Consider the following 17,957-nt stretch of genomic DNA (forward strand, 5'->3'; position numbering starts at 1 on the left):
AAACAACTCATACACAGATCGAAGCGGGCACAACCGGACGGAGTGCACATGAGCATGTACGCGGAGGAACGCCAGCAGGCCATCGCCCAGCTGGTGACCGCGCGCGGACGCCTGTCGGTCACCGACCTGGCGACCGAGTACGACGTCACCACCGAGACCGTGCGCCGCGACCTGTCGGCGCTGGAGAGGATGGGCCTGGTGCGCCGGGTCCACGGCGGCGCGGTGCCCGCGGGCTCGCTGACGGTGATCGAGCGCGGCCTCGGCGAGCGCGACGCCGCCAACACCGCCGAGAAGGACCGGATCGCCCAGGCCGCCCTCGACCTGCTGCCGCCGGCCGGCTCCACCGTGCTCATCGACGCCGGGTCCACCTCGCAGCGCCTCGCCGGGCTGCTCCCCCGCGACCTCCGTCTCGTCGTGATCACCCACGCCGTGCCGATCGCCTCCCGGGTCGCCGCGCTGCCGCAGGTCGAGCTCCACCTCCTGCCCGGCCGGGTCCGCACCACGACGCAGGCGGCCGTCGGAGCCGACACCGTCGCCGCCCTCTCCGCCCTCCGGGTCGACGTCGCGTTCCTCGGGACCAACGGCGTGAGCGTGGGGCACGGCTGCTCCACCCCCGACAGCGAGGAGGCCGCCACCAAGCGGGCCATGGTGGCGGCGGCCCGCCAGGTCGTCGTGCTGGCCGACGCCAGCAAGGTGGGGGTGGAGGCACCGCACCGGTTCGCCGCCCTCGACGAGGTCGACGTCCTCGTCACCGACGGCGGCCTCGGCGCCGACGACCGGGCCGCGCTCGCCGCGGCCGGCCCCGAGGTCGTGGTCGCGTGATCCTCACCCTGACGGCCAACCCCAGCCACGACCGCACCGTCACCCTGGCCAGCCCGCTCGAGCGCGGCGCCGTCCAGCGGGCCGCCTCGGTCATCTCCCAGGCCGGCGGCAAGGGCATCAACATCTCGCGGGCCTCGGTGGCCGCCGGGGTCCCGTCGCTGGCGGTCCTCCCGGCCCCCGCGGACGACCCGTTCGTGCTCGAGCTGCTCGCCGCCGGGATCGACTGCCGCGCCGTCGAGCACCCCGGCGAGCTCCGGTCCAACATCGCCCTCACCGAGCCCGACGGCACGACCACCAAGGTCAACACCCCCGGCCCGGCGATGACGCCCGCGACCCTCGACGCGCTGACGGCGGCGCTGCACCTGCGCGCCCGGCCGGGCGACTGGGTGGTGCTCGCCGGCTCGCTGCCGCCGGGCACGCCCGACCACTGGTACGCCGACCTCGTCGCGGCCCTCGCCGACTGCGGGGCGAAGATCGCGGTCGACACCAGCGAGGCGCCGCTGCACGAGCTGGTCAAGCGGCTCCACGTCGCGGCTCCGCACCTGATGAAGCCCAACGGCGACGAGCTGGCCTCCTTCACCGGCCAGGACCCGGCGCGGCTCGAGGCCGACCCGCTCGCGGCCGCGCGCGCCGCCGCGGACCTGGTCGCCGCCGGCGTCGAAGCGGTCCTCGCCACGCTCGGCCCCCACGGCGCGGTCCTGGTCACCGCGGAGGGGGCGTGGCACGCCACGCCGCCACCGACCCAGGTCGTCAGCACGGTCGGCGCGGGCGACTCCAGCCTGTTCGGCTACCTGCTCGGCGCGATCGAGGACCGGTCGCCCGCCCACCGACTCGCGCTCGCCGTCGCCTACGGCAGCGCGGCCGCCGGACTTCCCGGCACCACCATCCCCCACCCCTCCCACGTCACGCCCGGGCTCGTCCGGGTCCGCGACCTCCACCTCACCCAAGGAAAGTGACTCCATGTCAGACCTGATCACCAGCGACCTCGTCCGTCTCGACGCACCGCTGGGCACCGACAAGGGCGAGGTCATCCGTGCGCTCGCCGGGGTCGTGTCCGAGGCCGGCCGGGCCGTGGACGCCGAACGCCTCGCCGCAGACGCCCTGGCGCGGGAGGAGACCAGCCCCACCGGGCTCCCCGGCGGCATCGCGATCCCCCACTGCCGCACCGCCGGGGTCACCGAGCCCACGCTCGCCTTCGCCCGGCTCTCCCCCACCGTCGACTTCGGCGCCAAGGACGGTCCCGCAGACATCGCCTTCCTCATCGCCGCCCCCGACGGCGGCGACAGCACCCACCTCAAGCTGCTGACCAAGCTCGCCCGGGCCCTGGTCAAGCCGGCCTTCACCAGCGCGCTGCGCGAGGCCGGCTCGGCGGCCGAGGTGGTCGAGCTGGTGGGCACCGAGCTCGGCACCACCGTGCCCGTGGCCGAGCCCGCCGTGGTCGGCTCCGGCTCCGGCTCGGGCACGCCGACCGTCGCGCCTGCCGCCGCAGCCGCGGCGCCGGAGCCCGCCGTACGCCGCTCGCTGGTCGCCGTGACCGCCTGCCCCACCGGCATCGCCCACACCTACATGGCCGCCGAGGCGCTGGAGGCCGCTGCCGAGCGGGCCGGCGTCGACATCGCCGTCGAGACCCAGGGCTCGGCCGGCTCCAAGCCGCTGCCCCACGACACGATCGCGGCGGCGTCGGCGGTCATCTTCGCCGTCGACGTCGGGGTCCGCGACCGGCAGCGGTTCGCCGGCAAGCCGGTGGTCTCCTCGGGCGTGAAGCGCCCGATCGAGGAGGGCGACGCGATGATCGCCGAGGCCCTCCAGTACGCCGACGACCCGCACGCGCCCCGCGTGGAGGGCACCGCGGACGCCGTGGGCTCGGACTCGGGCGGCAGCGAGTCGTGGGGCGCCCGCGCCCGCCGGGTGCTGATGACCGGCGTGTCCTACATGATCCCGTTCGTCGCGGCCGGCGGCCTGCTGATCGCGCTGAGCTTCCTGCTCGGCGGCTACGAGATCGTCGGCCCCTACGGCGACATCGCGGTCAAGCACACGCTGTTCGACCTGCCGAACCCCGCCGACTACGGCCTCGAGCACGCGCTGTTCGACTCCGGCCTCATGGCCTACCTCGGCGCGCTGTTCTTCATCATCGGCAAGACCGCGTTCGCGCTCTTCATCCCGGCGTTCGCCGGCTACATCGCCTACGCCATCGCCGACCGACCGGGCATCGCGCCCGGCTTCGTGATGGGCGGTCTCGCGGCCAACCTGTTCGGCGTGCAGACCACCGACGCCACCCCGGTGTCCTTCCCCGCCACGGGCTTCCTCGGCGCGATCGCCGGCGGCGTGCTGGCCGGTGTCATCGCGCACTGGATCGCCGGCTGGAAGGTCCCGGTCTGGGCGCGCGGCCTGATGCCCGTCCTCGTGATCCCGCTGCTGACGTGCATCCTGGCGGGGCTGGCGATGATCGTCGTGCTGGGCAAGCCGATCAACTGGCTGATGGAGCAGCTCAACGAGGGCCTCAGCTCGATGTCCGGCAGCAGTGCGATCCTCCTCGGCGTCCTGCTCGGCCTGATGATGGCCTTCGACATGGGCGGCCCGCTCAACAAGGTCGCCTACAGCTTCGCCGCCGTCGGCGTGGGCGGGGCCGCGCTGGCCTCCGACGCCCCCGAGCTGCAGATCATGGCCGCGGTCATGCTCGCCGGCATGGTGCCCCCGATCGCCCTGGCCCTCGCCACCGTCGTCCGCCCCTCGCTGTTCAACGCCGCCGAGCGGGAGAACGGCAAGGCCGGCTGGGCGCTGGGCGCGTCGTTCATCACCGAGGGCGCGATCCCGTTCGCCGCTGCCGACCCGCTGCGCGTGATCCCCGCGATCATGCTCGGCAGCGCGGTCACCGGCGGCCTGGCGATGGCCATGCACGTCTCCGTGCGCGCGCCGCACGGCGGGATCTTCGTCCTCTTCGCGGTCGACGGCGTCATGGGCTTCCTGATCGCGCTCGCCGCCGGCGTCGTCGTGGGCGCCGGGGCCGTGATCGCCCTCAAGTCCATCGGCACCAGCGACGCCGACATCGAGCCCGTCGCCTGATCCTCCCCACCACCCACCCCTCCCAGAAGGAGCAGCCATGCCCAGCAAGACCGTCGTCGTCGGGTCCGCCGTCGGCCTCCACGCCCGACCGGCCGCGATCATCTCCGAGGCCGCCGAGGAGCTCGGCTCCGAGGTGCTGATCGGCGTCCCCGGTGACGAGCCCGTCGACGCCAGCTCCGCCCTGCTGATCATGACCCTCGGCGCCGGCCACGGCGACACGGTCGAGGTGTCGGGCGACGACCCGGCCGCGGTCGACAAGATCGCGGCGCTGGTCGAGCAGGACCTCGACGCCTGAGGTGAGCAGCGGGGGCGGGTCAGCCCCGGGCGCGCACCGCGAGGTAGACCGCCCGGACGCCCACGGCCCGCTCCAGCTCGCTCACCACGCTGCCGAAGAACTGCTCGCGGTAGGTCTCGTCGGTGACGGTCGAGACGGTGAGGTAGAGCCCGGAGAACGACGCGAGGAAGACCGACACCTGCACCAGCGCGACCGAGATGCTGTCGAAGCCCGGCACGCTGTGGGTGGGTGCGGTCAGCCAGGCGTCCATGACGGCGGGGGTCATGATCAGCGAGCCGAAGACCATGAGGAACACGAACACCGAGAAGGCCACCAGCAGCACCTGCACCGCCTGCACGATCAGCAGCACGAGCACGAGGTTCCAGCGCTCGAGGCCGGTCACCTCGGCGTAGGCGGCGGGGTCGGCCGACTCGTCGGCGACCAGCTCCTCGGCCGCCGCGGCGAGCGGCGTGCCCCGGCACGCGGCGAGCAGCAGCGCGTCGTCGACGTCGTCGTCGGTGCGGTCGACCTCCTCGGGCAGGCGCACCAGCAGGAAGCCGACGGCCAGCCCGATGAAGAGCAGCACCGCCAGCCACAGCTGGCCGACCGTGAGGTTGGAGGCGACCTGCCACACCTCGGTGTTGATGAACAGGAACGTGATGAAGAGCAGCAGGAGGGGCAGCGCCCGGGTCGTCATCGGCAGCAGGGTGCGTAGGCTCTCGAAGGTGCGCCCGAGAGCCCATCGCACGATCGGCGCCGCGTGGAGCGCGGTCAGCGCGTAGCAGAGCGCGGCCACCCCGAGCAGCGACGCCAGGGTCGCCGGACCCAGCGTGAGCTGGTCGGCGGTCCACGCCAGCAGTCCCCCGGCGCCGGTCGCCAGCAGCAGCACCAGGGCGAGGAACGGCAGCACCCGCCGGGCCCGCATGGAGTCGCGAACGGCGGCCCGCTTCTCCGGGACGAAGTAGGTCAGGCCGTGCGCGAGGAACCACGCGTCGGCCGCCGCCACCGGGTCGGTCGCGGTGTCGCGGTGGGCGCGCTCCCTCACGCGGTCGCCAGCAGCTCGCGGGCGCGGTCGACGTCGGCGGCCATCTGCACGACCAGGGCGTCCACCGAGTCGAAGGCCACCATCCCGCGCAGCCGCTCGACGAAGGCCACCTCCACCTCGACGCCGTAGAGCTCGAGGTCGTCGCGGTCGAGCACGTAGGACTCGATGCGGCGCTCGCGGTGCCCGTCGAAGGTGGGGTTGGTGCCGACGCTGATCGCGGCCGGCCACCGCTCGCCGTCGTCGAGCCGGGTGAGCCAGCCCGCGTAGACGCCGTCGGCGGGAGCGGCCGAGCCCGCCACGCCCGCGTGGACGGGGACGTTCGCCGTCGGGTAGCCGAGCTCGCGGCCGCGCTTGTCGCCCTCGACGACCGTGCCGCGCACGGCGAAAGGTCGACCCAGCGCCTCCGCCGCGCCGGCGACGTCCCCCGTGACCAGGCAGGTGCGGACGTACGTCGAGGACCACACCTGCGGTCCGCCGTCGAGCGGGATGCCCTCGGCCTCGAAACCGCGGGACTTCCCCGCCGCCTGCAGCGTGGCCACGTCGCCGGCCGCGCGGTGGCCGAAGCGGAAGTTGGCGCCGACCACGACCGCGGCGGCGTGCAGGCTGTGGACGAGGACCCGGTCGACGAACTCCTCGGGCGTCCAGGAGGCGATGTCGCGGTCGAAGGGCACGGCGAGCACGTCGTCGGCGCCGGCTCCCGCGAGCAGCGCCGCGCGCTCCTCGAGCCCGGTCAGCATCGTGGGCGCGTGCTCGGGCCGCAGCACCGCCATCGGGTGCGGGTCGAAGGTCACCGCCACCAGCGGCAGGCCGCGCTCGTCGGCCACCGCGCGCCCGCGCTCGAGCACCCGGCGGTGCCCCTGGTGGACCCCGTCGAAGTTGCCGATGACCACGACCGTCGGGCCGAGGTCGGCCGGGACGTCGTCCGTCGTACGCCAGATCCGCACGGGCGAGAGCCTACTGACCCCGGGTGCCGGCCCCCGGCAGCGGCCGGACCTCGACGACCGCGTCGAGGTCGATCGGTCCGTAGACGTGGGGGAACGGGCGGTCGGCGTCCGGGACCTCCTCCTCGACCACCGGTGCGGCGAGCCGGTCGGTGTCGATGGTGAGCAGGAGGACGGGCTCGGTGACGTCCGCGTAGAAGGCGTCACGCACGCCACGCCACTGGTCGGCGTGCGAGCAGTGGATGTAGCCCTCCTGCTCGAGGGTCACGCCGCGCGTGGAGACGCGGTAGTCGCCCGCCTCGACGGCGGCGGCCCAGTCGGCGGCCAGGGCGAGGTGGAAGATCTGCATCAGACGAACACCGCCGCCGCCCGCGCTACGCCGTCGCGCGGCTCGTAGAGCGCGAGGAACTCGCCGTCGGGTGCGAAGAGCGCGGTCAGGCCGTCGAGCTCGCGGTCGAGGGCGCGACCGTGGCGCACGTGGGTGGCGGCCGCCTCGTCGAGGTCGACGGCAGGGAACGACGCCCGCGCGGCCTCGGCGATCGGCAGCACGGAGAAGGTGTCGGCGAGCTCCTCGAGGGTGCGCGCCTGCCCCAGGGTGAAGGGGCCGACGGCGGTGCGGCGCAGGGCCGTGAGATGGCCGCCGACGCCCAGCGCGGCCCCCGCGTCGCGGGCGATCGCGCGCACGTAGGTGCCGCTCGAGCAGCGCAGGGAGAGGTCCACGTCGAGCAGCTCGCCGTGCTCACCGGCCCGGCGGACGTCGTGGACCGTGAGCTCGTGGACCGTCACCCGGCGCGACGGGAGGTCGACCTCCTCGCCGGCACGCACCCGCTCGTAGGCGCGGCGGCCGTCGACCTTGATGGCCGAGACCGCCGTCGGCACCTGGTCGATCTCGCCGACGAAGCCGGCGAGGACCTCGCGCACCGCGGCCCCGTCGACGCCCGCGGCACCCGCGGCCGCGGTCACCTCACCCTCGGCGTCGTCGGTCGTGGTCGCCACGCCGAGCCGCACCGTGGCGTCGTACGCCTTCTCGGTGAGGAGCAGGTGGCCGAGCAGGCGGGTGGCGCGCTCGACCCCGACCACCAGCACGCCGGTGGCCATCGGGTCCAGCGTGCCGGCGTGCCCGACCTTGCGGGTTCCGGCGAGCCGGCGCACCCGCGCCACCACGTCGTGCGAGGTCAGGCCGCCCGGCTTGTCGACGACGACGAGCCCGGAGGCCGTGCTCATCGGGCGCTCATCGGGCGCTCATCGGGCGCTCATCGGGCCTCGTCGGCCAGGTCGTCCTCGTCGTCCTCGTCCTCGCGCGGCTTGCGGTAGGGGTCGCTCTCCCCCGCGTACGCCGAGCCGCGCTGGGCGGCGAGCTCCTCGTCGGCCGCCCGGGCCCGGGCGAGGGCGTCGTCGAGGGCGCGCGCCTCGTCGGGCAGCGCGTCGTGGATGAAGGTGAGCGTCGGCGCGGTGCGCATGCCGAGCTGCTTGGCGACCTCCGAGCGCATCAGGCCCTTCGCCGACTCCAGCGCCACGGCGGTGCCGGCGGTCTCCTCGGGCGTGCCGAGCACGGTCCAGTAGACCGAGGCGTGCTGGCTGTCGCCGGTGACCCGCACGTCGGTGATGGTGACGAAGCCGAGACGCGGGTCCTTGACCCGCCGCTCGAGCATCTCCGCCACGATCACCTGGATCCGGTCGGCGATCTTGCGGACGCGGGGGCTGCTCATCAGTGCTTCCTCTCTCGTGCGGCGGTTGCCGCCACGACCCGGCGGGCCCGACCGTGGGGTCGGACCCGCCGGGTCACAGGTGGAACAGTGGTGCCGGCGGTCAGGTGCGGGCGATCTCGCGCATCTCGAACGCCTCGATCACGTCGCCTTCCTTGATGTCCTGGAAGTTGCGCAGCACCAGGCCGCACTCGAAGCCCTCGCGGACCTCGGACGCGTCGTCCTTCTCGCGCTTGAGCGACGCGAGGTCGAGGTTGTCGGCCACGACCGCGCCGTCGCGGATGACCCGCACCTTGGCGTTGCGGCGGATCAGGCCGCTGGTGACCATGCAGCCCGCGATGTTGCCGAGCTTGGACGAGCGGAAGATCGCGCGGATCTCCGCCTGACCCAGGGTCGACTCCTCGTAGACCGGCTTGAGCATGCCCTTGAGGGCGGCCTCGATCTCCTCGATCGCCTGGTAGATCACCGTGTAGTACCGGATCTCCACGCCCTCGCGGTCGGCCATCTCGGTCGCCTTGCCCTGCGGGCGGACGTTGAAGCCGATGATGATCGCGTCGGAGGCAGCGGCCAGGTCGACGTTGGTCTCGGTGATCGCACCGACACCGCGGTCGATGACCCGCAGGCTGACCTCCTCGCCGACGTCGATCTGCGACAGGGCGTCCTCGAGCGCCTCGACCGAACCGGACACGTCGCCCTTGAGGATCAGGTTGAGCTGCTGGCTCTCGCCCTTCTCCATGGAGGCCATGAAGTCCTCGAGCGAGCGGCGGACGCGACGCTTGGCCTGCATGGCCGCACGCTCGCGCGCCTCGCGCTTCTCGGCGATCTGGCGGGCCATGCGGTCGTCCTCGACCACGATGAAGTTCTGGCCCGCGCTCGGCGCGGCGTTGAGGCCGAGCACCATGGCCGGACGCGACGGGTCGGCCGCCTCGATGTTGTCGCCGTGCTCGTCGAGCATCGCGCGGACCCGGCCGTGGGCCGGGCCGGCGACGATCGAGTCGCCCACGCGCAGCGTGCCGCGCTGGACGAGCACCGTGGCCACCGGACCGCGACCGCGGTCGAGGTGCGCCTCGACGACGAGGCCCTGCGCGTCCTGGTGCGGGTTGGCCCGCAGGTCCAGCGACGCGTCGGCGGTCAGCACGACCGCCTCGAGCAGCTTGTCGAGGTTGAGCTCGGACTTGGCCGAGACGTCGACGAACATCGCGTCGCCGCCGTACTCCTCGGGCACCAGGCCGTACTCGGTCAGCTGGCCGCGCACCTTGGTCGGGTCGGCCTCCGGCTTGTCGATCTTGTTCACCGCGACCACGATCGGGACGTTGGCGGCCTTGGCGTGGTTGAGCGCCTCGACCGTCTGCGGCATCACGCCGTCGTCCGCCGCGACCACGAGGATCGCGATGTCGGTGGCCTGGGCGCCACGGGCACGCATGGCGGTGAACGCCTCGTGACCCGGGGTGTCGATGAAGGTGATCCGACGCTCGTCGCCGTCGACCTCCGCCGCGACCTGGTAGGCACCGATGTGCTGGGTGATCCCACCGGCCTCCTTGGCGACGACGTTGGCCTTGCGCAGCGCGTCGAGGAGCTTGGTCTTGCCGTGGTCGACGTGACCCATGACGGTCACGACCGGCGGACGGATGGCCAGGTCGGACTCGTCGCCCTCGTCCTCACCGAACTCGAGGTCGAAGGACTCGAGCAGCTCGCGGTCCTCGTCCTCGGGCGAGACGACCTCGACGACGTAGTTGAGCTCCTCACCGAGCAGCTCGAGGGTCTCGTCGTTGACCGACTCGGTCGCGGTGACCATCTCGCCGAGGCTGAAGAGCATCTGCACGAGCGCCGCCGCGTCGACACCGATCTTCTCGGCGAAGTCGGTCAGGGACGCGCCCCGGGCCAGGCGGACGGTCTCGCCGCTGCCCTTGCGGACGCGCACGCCACCGATCGTCGGGGCCTCCATCTGCTCGAACTCCTGGCGACGCGCCCGCTTGGACTTGCGTCCACGACGCGAGGGACCCCCCGGGCGACCGAAGGCACCCTGGGTCTGGCCACGCTGGCCGGGACGGCCGCGACCGCCACCACCCGGGCCGAAGCCACCGGGACGCGCGGGGGCGCCGGCACCGGCCGGGGCACCGCCACGACCGGGCGCACCGCCACGACCGGGCGCACCGCCACGGCTCGGGGCACCGGGACGGCCTCCGCCCTGGGGTCGGGCGCCGGGACCCTGGCCGAACGCGGCCGGGGACTTCGGCATCATCGCCGGGTTGGGGCGCGGCATGCCGGGGCGGGCGCCACCGCCGTCACGGGCAGCCGGCGGGCGTGGGGCCCGCTGGTCGCCGGGACCGGCGGCCGGAGCGCCACCCTCCGGAGCGGAGGGACGGCGGCCCATGCCCTGGCTGGACGCGAACGGGTTGTTGCCCGGACGCGGGGCACCGGGACGGCCGACCGGCCGCGGCGCGGGCGCCTTCGGGGTCGGTCCACCGGAGGCCGCCGGGGCAACCGGGGCCGCCGGGGTGTCGCCCGGGGTCTCGGCAGTCGCGGCGGGGGTCTCGACCGCCGCCGCGGGGGCGGTCTCGGTCGGCTCGGCCGGCGCCCCGGGGCGGGGGCCGGGGCGGGCGCCGGGCTTGGCCGACGGCGTGGCCGCGGTGGCCGGCGCCGCGGGCGCCTCGGCCGCGGGGGCCTCGGCAGCGGGGGCGGCGGTCTCGGCCGCCGGAGCCTGGGGGGCCGCCTTCGGGGCCGCCTTCGGGGCCGGGGCCTTGGCCGCGGGGGCCTTCTCGTCGGCAGGGGCGGCGGAGGCGGCGGCCTTGAGCTGCTCGCCGTACTCCTTCTTGAACCGCATCTCGACAGGGGGCTCGACCGTCGACGATGCCGACTTGACGAACTCCCCCATCTCCTTGAGCTTCTCGAGAACGAACTTGCTCTCGACGCCATATTCCTTGGCGAGCTCGTGAACTCGGGTCTTAGCCACGCTTCTCCTCCTGGCCTGCGACCCGTGTTCGGGGGTTACCGCAGACCGCTAGTGGTTGTGCACGCTCATCGCGAAGTACTCATCGAGTGCTCATGAGCTGCTGCTCCAGTTTCTGTCGGTCGAGGTGTCGGTCTGTGCTGCGGCAACGAGGTACTCGCCCACCGGTGTGCTGGCCAGCCCCTCCCGGAGCCGGAGTGCTCGGGTGAAGGCTCGCCTGCGCACCGCGAGGTCGTAGCACGCGGACGTGGGGTGCAGGTGCGCTCCACGTCCGGGTGCCGTGCCGTCCGGGTCGGGGACCACCGCCGGGTGACCGTCGGCGTCCTGACCTGCGACGACGCGCAGCAAGTTGCGCTTGGCGGCCCGCTCGCGACAGCCGATGCACGTGCGGACCGGTAGCCCGGTCGTCGGTGCAGGGAGTCGTTCGCGCGCCACTTCCGGCAACCCTACCGTGCGGGGGCGAGCGAATTCGAACCGAGACCGTCGAACCGTCACTCAGATCCGTCGAACCGTCAGGTAGATCTGCCGAGCCGTCGCTCGGGGCGACGCCCACCGACCGAAGTGACGGCTCGACTGATCTGGGTGACGGTTCGCGTGATCTGGGTGACGGTTCGGCCCTACTCGGCGGGGGCGTCGGCGGGGGCTGCCTCCACGGGCGGAGCCACCGGCACCTCCTCGACGGGGGCCTCGTCGGAGCGGATGTCGATCCGCCACCCGGTGAGGCGGGCGGCGAGGCGGGCGTTCTGCCCCTCCTTGCCGATCGCGAGGGAGAGCTGGAAGTCGGGCACGACCACGCGGGCCGAGCGGGCCTCGGCGTCCACGACCTGCACCGAGGTCACCTGCGCCGGGCTGAGCGCGTGGGCGACCAGGTCGGCGGGGTCGTCGGACCAGTCGACGATGTCGATCTTCTCGCCGTGCAGCTCCGACATCACGTTGCGCACCCGCTGACCCATCGGGCCGATGCAGGCGCCCTTGGCGTTGACGCCCGGCGTCGTGGAGCGGACGGCGATCTTGGTGCGGTGCCCGGCCTCGCGCGCGATCGCCGCGATCTCGACGGTGCCGTCGGCGATCTCGGGCACCTCGAGGGCGAAAAGCTTCTTGACGAGGTTGGGGTGCGAGCGCGACAGGGTGACCTGCGGGCCCCGCATCCCCTTGCGCACCGACACCACCAGGCACTTGATCCGGGTGCCGTGCGTGTAGTTCTCCCCGGGCACCCGCTCGCCGACCGGCAGGACCGCCTCGATCTTGCCGAGGTTGACCAGCACGTCGTCCGGGTTGCGCCCCTGCTGGATCACCCCGGAGATGATGTCGCCCTCCTTGCCGGCGAACTCCCCGAAGCGCACGTCGTCCTCGGCGTCGCGCAGCCGCTGCAGCATGATCTGCTTCGCGGTCGTGGCGGCGATCCGGCCGAAGCCCGCGGGCGTGTCGTCGTACTCCCCGACCTTGGTGCCGTCGTCGTCGAGCTCGGCGGCGAGCACGGTCACGTGGCCGCTCTTGCGGTCGAGCTCGACCCGCGCCTGCTCCTGCGCACCCGGCGTCTTGTGGTACGCCGTCAGCAGGGCCTGCTCGATGGCCTCGACCAGGACGTCGAACGAGATCTCCTTCTCGCGCTCCAGCATCCGCAGGATGCTCATGTCGATGTCCATCAGACCTCCTCGCCCCCGCGACGGTTGAACTCGATCTGCACCAGGGCCGAGGTCACCTCGGCATAGGCGACCCGGCGCTCGGCGCCCTCGACGTCGAGGGTCGCGGCGCCGTCCTCGGCGTCGTCGGCGCCGGTGATCCGGCCCGTGACCTTCTCGCCGTCCGCCAGCGTGACCGCGACCAGCCGGTCGGTGTTGCGGCGCCAGTGGCGCGGCAGGGTGAGCGGGCGGTCGACGCCGCGCGAGGTCACCTCGAGCGTGTAGGGCTGCTCGCCCATCACGTCGGAGTCGTCGAGCACCCGGGAGACCTCGCGGGTCGCCTCGGCGATCTCGTCGAGCGTGACGCCGCCGTCCTTGTCGACGGCGATGCGCAGCACGCGACGCTTGCCCGCGGGAGTCACCTCGACCGCCTCCACGTCGAGCGAGAGGTCGCTGAGCGGGCCCGAGATCTCGCTCTCGATCCGGCGGGACGTGGCGTCCTGCTTGGTCGTGGTGCTGCGGCTCACGGCGGGGCGACCTCCTTGTGCAGTTGGAAGAAGTCCACGATAGCGGCGATAGGGTCGCGCCGTGTCCCCCGTGCCCCTCCCGTCACTGACCCGGCGGTCCACGATCGGTGCCGCGCTCGCCGCGGTGGCCGTGCTCGCCGGCTGCGAGGCCGTCGACGGGACCGGTGAGGCGTCCGGGGCGGACCCGACCACCACGGGCCCGCCGGCGACCGGCTCGACCGCCACCGACCCGGGCGACCCGGGCACCGACGCGACGGCCGACGTGGAGGTGGACGACGCGCTCGTCGACGAGGTGAGCACCCAGATCGACGCCCGGCTCGCGCTCGTCACGGCCGTGTCCGACCGCTCGCCCTGGCTGGCCCGGCCGCTCGCTCCGATGGCGCACACGCACGAGGCACACCGCCGCCAGCTGCCCGCCGGCGAGCCGGCCCCCGTCCCGGAGGTGCCCCGCGACGCCGCGGCGCAGTGGGCGCAGCTCCGTCGCCAGGAGGCGGCGCTGGTCCGCGCGCTGGGGGGCGCCGCCGAGGACGCGCGGTCGGGGACCCTCGCCCGGCTGTTCGCCAGCATGTCCGCCGGCACGGCCGCCCACCTCGCGGCGCTGCCCGAGCAGCCACCGTCGCGTCGGGGAGGTGCGACGTGACGACCACTCCCCCGGAGACCGACCCCCTGCAGACCGCGCTCGCGGCCGAGCACGCCGCGCTCTACGAGTACGGCGTGCTGGGGGCGGCGACCTCGGCCTCCGCGACACCGGAGCAGTTCGCCGCCGTGGGCGCGGCGTACCGGGCGCACCGCGACCAGCGCGACGAGCTCACCGCGATGATCCGCAAGGCCGGCGGGACGCCGGTGGCCGCGGAGGCGGCGTACGAGATCCCCGACGTCCGCACCAGCGCCCGGGTCGACGCCGCCGCCGTGCGGATCGAGGAGGCCTGCCAGGAGACCTACGCCTGGCTGGTGGCCGGCACCGCCGGCGCCGAGCGCCGCTGGGGCGTGGAAGCGCTCCACATGAGCGCGGTCCGCGTCCTCGCCTTCCGAGGAAGTCCCGAGATCTTCCCCGGAGCGAGCGAGTACGCGGACCGCTGAGAACGGGCTCCCCGAGAGGCCGTTCGCGAGAGGCGGAGCCGAACCCCGAGTCGTCAGCCGTTTGCGCCTCTCTTGATGCAAAATTGTGCAGCATCATCTTGCAGAGCGACAGAGCAACGCTCGCTCACCTTTCTGCACTGCACAAAGTTGCAGAAGACGACGCCACCGGTCCCTCCCGTGCCTGGCGGGACGAGAGGGACCGGTGAGGCGACGAGACCGGCGCCGGGCCGGCCGTCGGCAGGGTCAGGCGCGGTAGGCCGCCCACATCTGCTGGGTGCGGGTCGCCTGGTTGGGCGTGAACTGCGTGTAGCAGGAGTCGTAGCTGTAGTCCATGTAGTTGTGGATCGGGTCGAGGCCCGGCAGCGAGCAGGTGTCGGCGCCCTCGGGGCAGCCGGTGGTCGGCCCACCCTGGGCCGGGGTGTCGGCCACCTCGTCGTTCGTGGTCGTGCAGCCGCCCTGGAAGGTGTGGTAGAGCCCGAACCAGTGACCCGCCTCGTGCGTGGCGGTCTCGCCGAGGTTGTAGTTGGCGATGCTGCCGCCGGGCAGCGAGGCGTAGTGGACGCGGATGCCGTCGATGCCGGGGTTCTTCTTGTAGTCCCACGGGAACGTCGCGATGCCGAGGTAGTCGAAGTCGACGAGCCAGATGTTGAGCGCGTTGGCGCCGCCCTGGCGGGTCTGCTTGCGGTACGACGCGCTCTGGCGGTCGTTGTGCCACGTCGTGTTGTTGAAGCGGTCGACACCCGCGAGCGTGAACTGGAAGCCGGTGTTCGCGGCCGCACTGCTCTCCCCGCCGGCGAAGGTCTTGTTCAGCACGGTGATCTGCTGGTTGATCTGGGTGTTGGTGACGTCGCCCCGGCCCTGGTTGTCGCGCATCACGTGCACGTAGACGGGGACCGTGACGGTCGCGCCGGCGCGCAGCGAGCCGCGCTGGTCGAGGAGGCGCTGCGTACGCCGCTCGATCGCGGCCTGCTGACGGGCGGTGACCTCGCGGTGGTCCACGCCCGCGAAGCCGCCGCGGGCAGCCGCGGCGGGGCCGGAGCCCTCGGCCACGCAGCCGGCCTCGCGGTCGGCGACGCGTGCGGAGGCGGGAGCGGCGGTGCCGGCGGCGACGGCCGTGGCGGCCACCGCGGCGGCCGCAGCGATCGTCAGGGAGCGGACCGGTCGGGTGAGACGCATCGTGGGGTGTCCTCCGTGGTCGAGGGCCGTGGGATCACGGCCGATCCCGGGCATCCTGCCCCGAACCGGGCCGGACCGGAAGGGGGCGCGCGGTCCGCTCGTCCCGGTGGCCCGGCCCCCGCCTGCCCGTCCGACTAGCCCCGGCCCGCCCAGCCGGCGACCAGGGCCGGGATCTCGGACAGCGCGTGCACCACGGCGTCCGGGCGACCCTCGGTGTGCCCGACCTGGTTCGCCGGGATGTCGCTGTGGGGCACGTGGATCGCGCGCATGCCGGCGTTCTGCGCCCCCCACACGTCGTCGAAGAGCCGGTCGCCGACGTAGACGCACGAGGCGGGGTCGCTGACCCCGACGGCGTCCATCGCGGCCCGGAACGCGTGCTCGGACGGCTTGGTCCACGGGATCTCGCTCGTGTAGACGTCGCCGTCGATGAGGTGCAGCACCCCGTCGCGCTCGAAGAAGCCGCGGTGCCAGGCGCGCGGCCAGATGGTGTTGGACAGCACGCCGACCTTGGTCCCGGCAGCCCGCAGGGCCTCGAACATCGGCCCGGCCTCGGGATCGGTGTAGGTGTGCGGCTCCCAGAACTCGTAGTAGTGGCTCAGCAGCTCGGGGTCGTGCTCCAGCCCGGCCTCGTCGAACAGGTCGGCCACGGTCGCGCTCCGCTGGTGGTCGCGGCTGCGCCCCCAGATCGAGTCGCCCGCGGCGTGCAGCCGCTCGCGGGAGACCTCAACGGGGTGGTCGGCGCCGACGACGGCCTGGGCGAGCGCCAGCGACTCGGCGTGGAAGTCGATGTCGTGCCAGCGGGTCAGGGTGCCGCCCCAGTCGAAGACGACGGCCTCGACGCTCACGCCCGGACGAGCCCGACGACGTGGTCGACCACCTGGTCGGCCGGGACGTCGGCCCGCTCGCCGCTCGCGCGGTCCTTGACCTCGATCGTGCCCGAGGCGAGGCCCTTGCCGACCACGACGATCGTCGGGACGCCGATCAGCTCGGCGTCCTTGAACTTCACGCCCGGGCTGACCTTCGGCCGGTCGTCGTAGATCACCTCGAGCCCCTGCGCCGACAGCTCGCGGGCGACGCGCTCGGCCGCGGCGTACACCTCGTCGTCCTTGCCGGTGGCCACGAGGTGGACGTCGGCCGGTGCGACCTCGCGCGGCCAGCACAGGCCGTACTCGTCGTAGGTGCCCTCCGCGATGGCCGCCACCGCGCGCGAGGGGCCGATGCCGTAGGACCCCATGGTCACGGTGACGAGCTTGCCGTTCTCGTCGAGGACCTGGAGGTCGAGGGCGTCGGCGTACTTGCGGCCGAGCTGGAAGATGTGGCCCATCTCGATGCCGCGCGCCGACTGCAGGATGCCGCCGTCGGTGGCGCCGCAGACCGGACAGGGGTCGCCGTCGCGCACCTCCGCCACGTCGATGGTGCCGTCGCCGCTGAAGTCGCGCCCGGCGACCAGGTCGATCACGTGGCTGCCGTCGACATCGGCCCCGGTGACCCAGCGGGTGCCCTCGACCACGCGCGGGTCGAGGAGGTAGCGCACGCCGGCCGGCTTCTTCTCCCCCAGCGCGCCCGGGCCGATGTAGCCCTTGGCCAGGGTCGGCCGGGCGGCGAAGTCGGCCTCGCCGAAGGGCTCGAAGACGACGCCCTCGCCGAGCTTGGACTCCAGCCGCTTGGTGTCGACCTCGCGGTCGCCGGGCAGGCCGATGGCCAGCGCCTCCGACGTGCCGTCGGGGTGGCGCACGAGGAAGACCACGTTCTTCAGGGTGTCGCCGGCGTGCCAGGGGCGGTCGTCGCGCGGGAACGCCGCGTCGAGGTGGTCGACCAGGGTGTCGATGGTCGGGGTGTCGGGCGTCTGCTCCGCGTGCGCGGCCGGTGCGTCGTCGTACGGCGTCGGGGTCGGCACGGGCGTGTCCACGGCCTCGACGTTCGCGGCGTAGTCGCAGCGGGTGCAGCGGACGTAGGTGTCCTCGCCGACCGAGGCCTTGGCCAGGAACTCCTCTGACTTCGAGCCGCCCATCGCACCGGCCTCGGCCTTGACGATCACGTACTCGAAGCCGAGCCGGTCGAAGATCCGGACGTAGGCGTCGCGGTGCGCCTGGTAGCTGCGCTCGAGACCGGCGTCGTCGACGTCGAAGGAGTAGGAGTCCTTCATCACGAACTCACGCCCGCGCAGCAGCCCCGCCCGGGGCCGCGCCTCGTCGCGGTACTTGGTCTGGATCTGGTAGATCCAGAGCGGCAGGTCCTTGTACGACGAGTAGAGGTCCTTCACCACGAGGGTGAACATCTCCTCGTGGGTGGGGCCGAGGAGGTAGTCGCCGCCCTTGCGGTCCTTGAGCCGGAAGATGCCGTCGCCGTACTCGGTCCACCGGCCGCTGGCCTCGTAGGGCTCGCGCGGCAGCAGCGCCGGGAACGACAGCTCCTGCGCGCCGATGCCGTCCATCTCGTCGCGGATGATGCCCTCGATCCGGCGCAGGACGCGCAGGCCGAGCGGCAGCCAGGTGTAGATCCCGGGCGCGGCGCGGCGGATGTAGCCGGCACGGACGAGGAGCCGGTGGCTCGGGACCTCGGCGTCCGCGGGGTCCTCTCGCAGGGTCCGCACGAACAGCGTCGACATCCGGGAAATCATGGACGAAGGGTACGGGTCGCCGCGGGGCCGTCGCGAACCAGTTCGGGCTCGGCAGACCGTGACCACCCTGTGACCTCGCGCCGGCAACCAGACCGCCGACCGGACGTCTCACCGGACGAGGACGCCGGGAA

Annotated in this window: 18 protein-coding genes; 6 read left to right on the forward strand and 12 right to left on the reverse strand. The window is 73.4% G+C overall.

Annotated features, from left to right (window positions below):
- Positions 1-48: 48 nt before the first annotated feature.
- From ACFPGP_RS20360 to ACFPGP_RS20375, 4 genes are read left to right on the forward strand one after another with little or no spacing between them, the layout of a single operon-like run.
- The gene (locus ACFPGP_RS20360) at positions 49-822 is read left to right on the forward strand and encodes a DeoR/GlpR family DNA-binding transcription regulator (protein WP_378592915.1); all 774 of its coding nucleotides are present in this window, start codon (positions 49-51) and stop codon (positions 820-822) included.
- Entirely contained in the window at positions 819-1,778 is a 960-nt protein-coding gene (locus ACFPGP_RS20365) for a 1-phosphofructokinase family hexose kinase (RefSeq protein ID WP_378592916.1), read from the forward strand. The genes ACFPGP_RS20360 and ACFPGP_RS20365 overlap by 4 nt, the downstream gene beginning before the upstream one ends.
- 4 nt (positions 1,779-1,782) lie before the next feature.
- Complete coding sequence (locus ACFPGP_RS20370; RefSeq protein ID WP_378592918.1) at positions 1,783-3,885, forward strand: PTS fructose transporter subunit IIABC; 2,103 nt, start codon at positions 1,783-1,785, stop codon at positions 3,883-3,885.
- Positions 3,886-3,922: 37 nt separating this feature from the next.
- Positions 3,923-4,180, forward strand: coding sequence for an HPr family phosphocarrier protein (locus ACFPGP_RS20375; RefSeq protein ID WP_378592920.1), 258 nt, complete (start codon positions 3,923-3,925; stop codon positions 4,178-4,180).
- Positions 4,181-4,199: 19 nt separating this feature from the next.
- On the opposite strand, the gene ACFPGP_RS20380 is transcribed toward ACFPGP_RS20375, so the two are convergent.
- The 9 genes from ACFPGP_RS20380 to rimP all read right to left on the reverse strand — a co-directional run bounded on the left by ACFPGP_RS20380 (position 4,200) and on the right by rimP (position 12,950).
- Positions 4,200-5,204, reverse strand: a complete 1,005-nt coding sequence (locus ACFPGP_RS20380; protein WP_378592922.1) for a hypothetical protein — start codon at positions 5,202-5,204, stop codon at positions 4,200-4,202.
- Entirely contained in the window at positions 5,201-6,148 is a 948-nt protein-coding gene (locus ACFPGP_RS20385) for a bifunctional riboflavin kinase/FAD synthetase (RefSeq protein ID WP_378592923.1), read from the reverse strand. Before ACFPGP_RS20385 ends, ACFPGP_RS20380 begins: the two co-directional genes overlap by 4 nt.
- A gap of 10 nt (positions 6,149-6,158) precedes the next feature.
- The gene (locus ACFPGP_RS20390; protein WP_378592925.1) at positions 6,159-6,494 is read right to left on the reverse strand and encodes a DUF952 domain-containing protein; all 336 of its coding nucleotides are present in this window, start codon (positions 6,492-6,494) and stop codon (positions 6,159-6,161) included.
- Positions 6,494-7,369 (reverse strand): tRNA pseudouridine(55) synthase TruB, encoded by an 876-nt coding sequence (gene truB, locus ACFPGP_RS20395; protein WP_378592926.1) that lies wholly within the window; start codon positions 7,367-7,369, stop codon positions 6,494-6,496. The genes ACFPGP_RS20390 and truB overlap by 1 nt, the downstream gene beginning before the upstream one ends.
- A 29-nt stretch (positions 7,370-7,398) precedes the next feature.
- A complete protein-coding gene (gene rbfA / locus ACFPGP_RS20400) occupies positions 7,399-7,854 on the reverse strand; it encodes a 30S ribosome-binding factor RbfA (protein WP_378592928.1) in 456 nt (151 codons plus the stop codon).
- Between the two features lie 100 nt (positions 7,855-7,954).
- Positions 7,955-10,804 (reverse strand): translation initiation factor IF-2, encoded by a 2,850-nt coding sequence (infB, locus tag ACFPGP_RS20405; protein WP_378592930.1) that lies wholly within the window; start codon positions 10,802-10,804, stop codon positions 7,955-7,957.
- A gap of 90 nt (positions 10,805-10,894) precedes the next feature.
- Positions 10,895-11,296 carry a YlxR family protein gene (locus tag ACFPGP_RS20410; protein WP_378592931.1) on the reverse strand — a complete coding sequence of 134 codons (402 nt, stop codon included), beginning with the start codon at positions 11,294-11,296 and terminating at the stop codon, positions 10,895-10,897.
- A 122-nt stretch (positions 11,297-11,418) separates the two neighbouring features.
- Complete coding sequence (gene nusA, locus ACFPGP_RS20415) at positions 11,419-12,447, reverse strand: transcription termination factor NusA (RefSeq protein ID WP_378592933.1); 1,029 nt, start codon at positions 12,445-12,447, stop codon at positions 11,419-11,421.
- Positions 12,447-12,950, reverse strand: coding sequence for a ribosome maturation factor RimP (gene rimP / locus ACFPGP_RS20420; protein WP_378592935.1), 504 nt, complete (start codon positions 12,948-12,950; stop codon positions 12,447-12,449). Before rimP ends, nusA begins: the two co-directional genes overlap by 1 nt.
- 61 nt (positions 12,951-13,011) lie before the next feature.
- On the opposite strand from rimP, the gene ACFPGP_RS20425 reads away from it, so the two are divergent.
- A complete protein-coding gene (locus tag ACFPGP_RS20425; protein ID WP_378592937.1) occupies positions 13,012-13,590 on the forward strand; it encodes a hypothetical protein in 579 nt (192 codons plus the stop codon).
- The gene (locus ACFPGP_RS20430; protein WP_378592939.1) at positions 13,587-14,030 is read left to right on the forward strand and encodes a ferritin-like domain-containing protein; all 444 of its coding nucleotides are present in this window, start codon (positions 13,587-13,589) and stop codon (positions 14,028-14,030) included. Before ACFPGP_RS20425 ends, ACFPGP_RS20430 begins: the two co-directional genes overlap by 4 nt.
- 243 nt (positions 14,031-14,273) lie before the next feature.
- Here the strand turns inward: ACFPGP_RS20430 and ACFPGP_RS20435 are convergent, their stop codons facing one another.
- The 3 genes from ACFPGP_RS20435 to ACFPGP_RS20445 all read right to left on the reverse strand — a co-directional run bounded on the left by ACFPGP_RS20435 (position 14,274) and on the right by ACFPGP_RS20445 (position 17,826).
- Entirely contained in the window at positions 14,274-15,206 is a 933-nt protein-coding gene (locus tag ACFPGP_RS20435; protein WP_378592941.1) for a zinc metalloprotease, read from the reverse strand.
- 134 nt (positions 15,207-15,340) lie between these two features.
- Positions 15,341-16,051, reverse strand: a complete 711-nt coding sequence (locus tag ACFPGP_RS20440) for an HAD family hydrolase (RefSeq protein ID WP_378592943.1) — start codon at positions 16,049-16,051, stop codon at positions 15,341-15,343.
- On the reverse strand, positions 16,048-17,826 hold the full coding sequence (locus ACFPGP_RS20445) for a proline--tRNA ligase (RefSeq protein WP_378592944.1): 1,779 nt from the start codon (positions 17,824-17,826) through the stop codon (positions 16,048-16,050). Before ACFPGP_RS20445 ends, ACFPGP_RS20440 begins: the two co-directional genes overlap by 4 nt.
- Positions 17,827-17,957 lie beyond the last annotated feature (131 nt).

This window comes from Nocardioides taihuensis (genome assembly GCF_042657275.1).
Taxonomy (GTDB): Bacteria; Actinomycetota; Actinomycetes; order Propionibacteriales; family Nocardioidaceae; genus Nocardioides; species Nocardioides taihuensis.

Coding starts and splice junctions, on each gene's coding strand:
- ACFPGP_RS20360 (WP_378592915.1), top strand. CDS start 49: ATGAGCATGTACGCGGAGGAACGCCAGCAGGCCATCGCCCAGCTGGTG.
- ACFPGP_RS20370 (WP_378592918.1), top strand. CDS start 1,783: ATGTCAGACCTGATCACCAGCGACCTCGTCCGTCTCGACGCACCGCTG.
- ACFPGP_RS20375 (WP_378592920.1), top strand. CDS start 3,923: ATGCCCAGCAAGACCGTCGTCGTCGGGTCCGCCGTCGGCCTCCACGCC.
- ACFPGP_RS20390 (WP_378592925.1), bottom strand. CDS start 6,494: ATGCAGATCTTCCACCTCGCCCTGGCCGCCGACTGGGCCGCCGCCGTC.
- truB (WP_378592926.1), bottom strand. CDS start 7,369: ATGAGCACGGCCTCCGGGCTCGTCGTCGTCGACAAGCCGGGCGGCCTG.
- rbfA (WP_378592928.1), bottom strand. CDS start 7,854: ATGAGCAGCCCCCGCGTCCGCAAGATCGCCGACCGGATCCAGGTGATC.
- nusA (WP_378592933.1), bottom strand. CDS start 12,447: ATGGACATCGACATGAGCATCCTGCGGATGCTGGAGCGCGAGAAGGAG.
- ACFPGP_RS20435 (WP_378592941.1), bottom strand. CDS start 15,206: ATGCGTCTCACCCGACCGGTCCGCTCCCTGACGATCGCTGCGGCCGCC.
- ACFPGP_RS20445 (WP_378592944.1), bottom strand. CDS start 17,826: ATGATTTCCCGGATGTCGACGCTGTTCGTGCGGACCCTGCGAGAGGAC.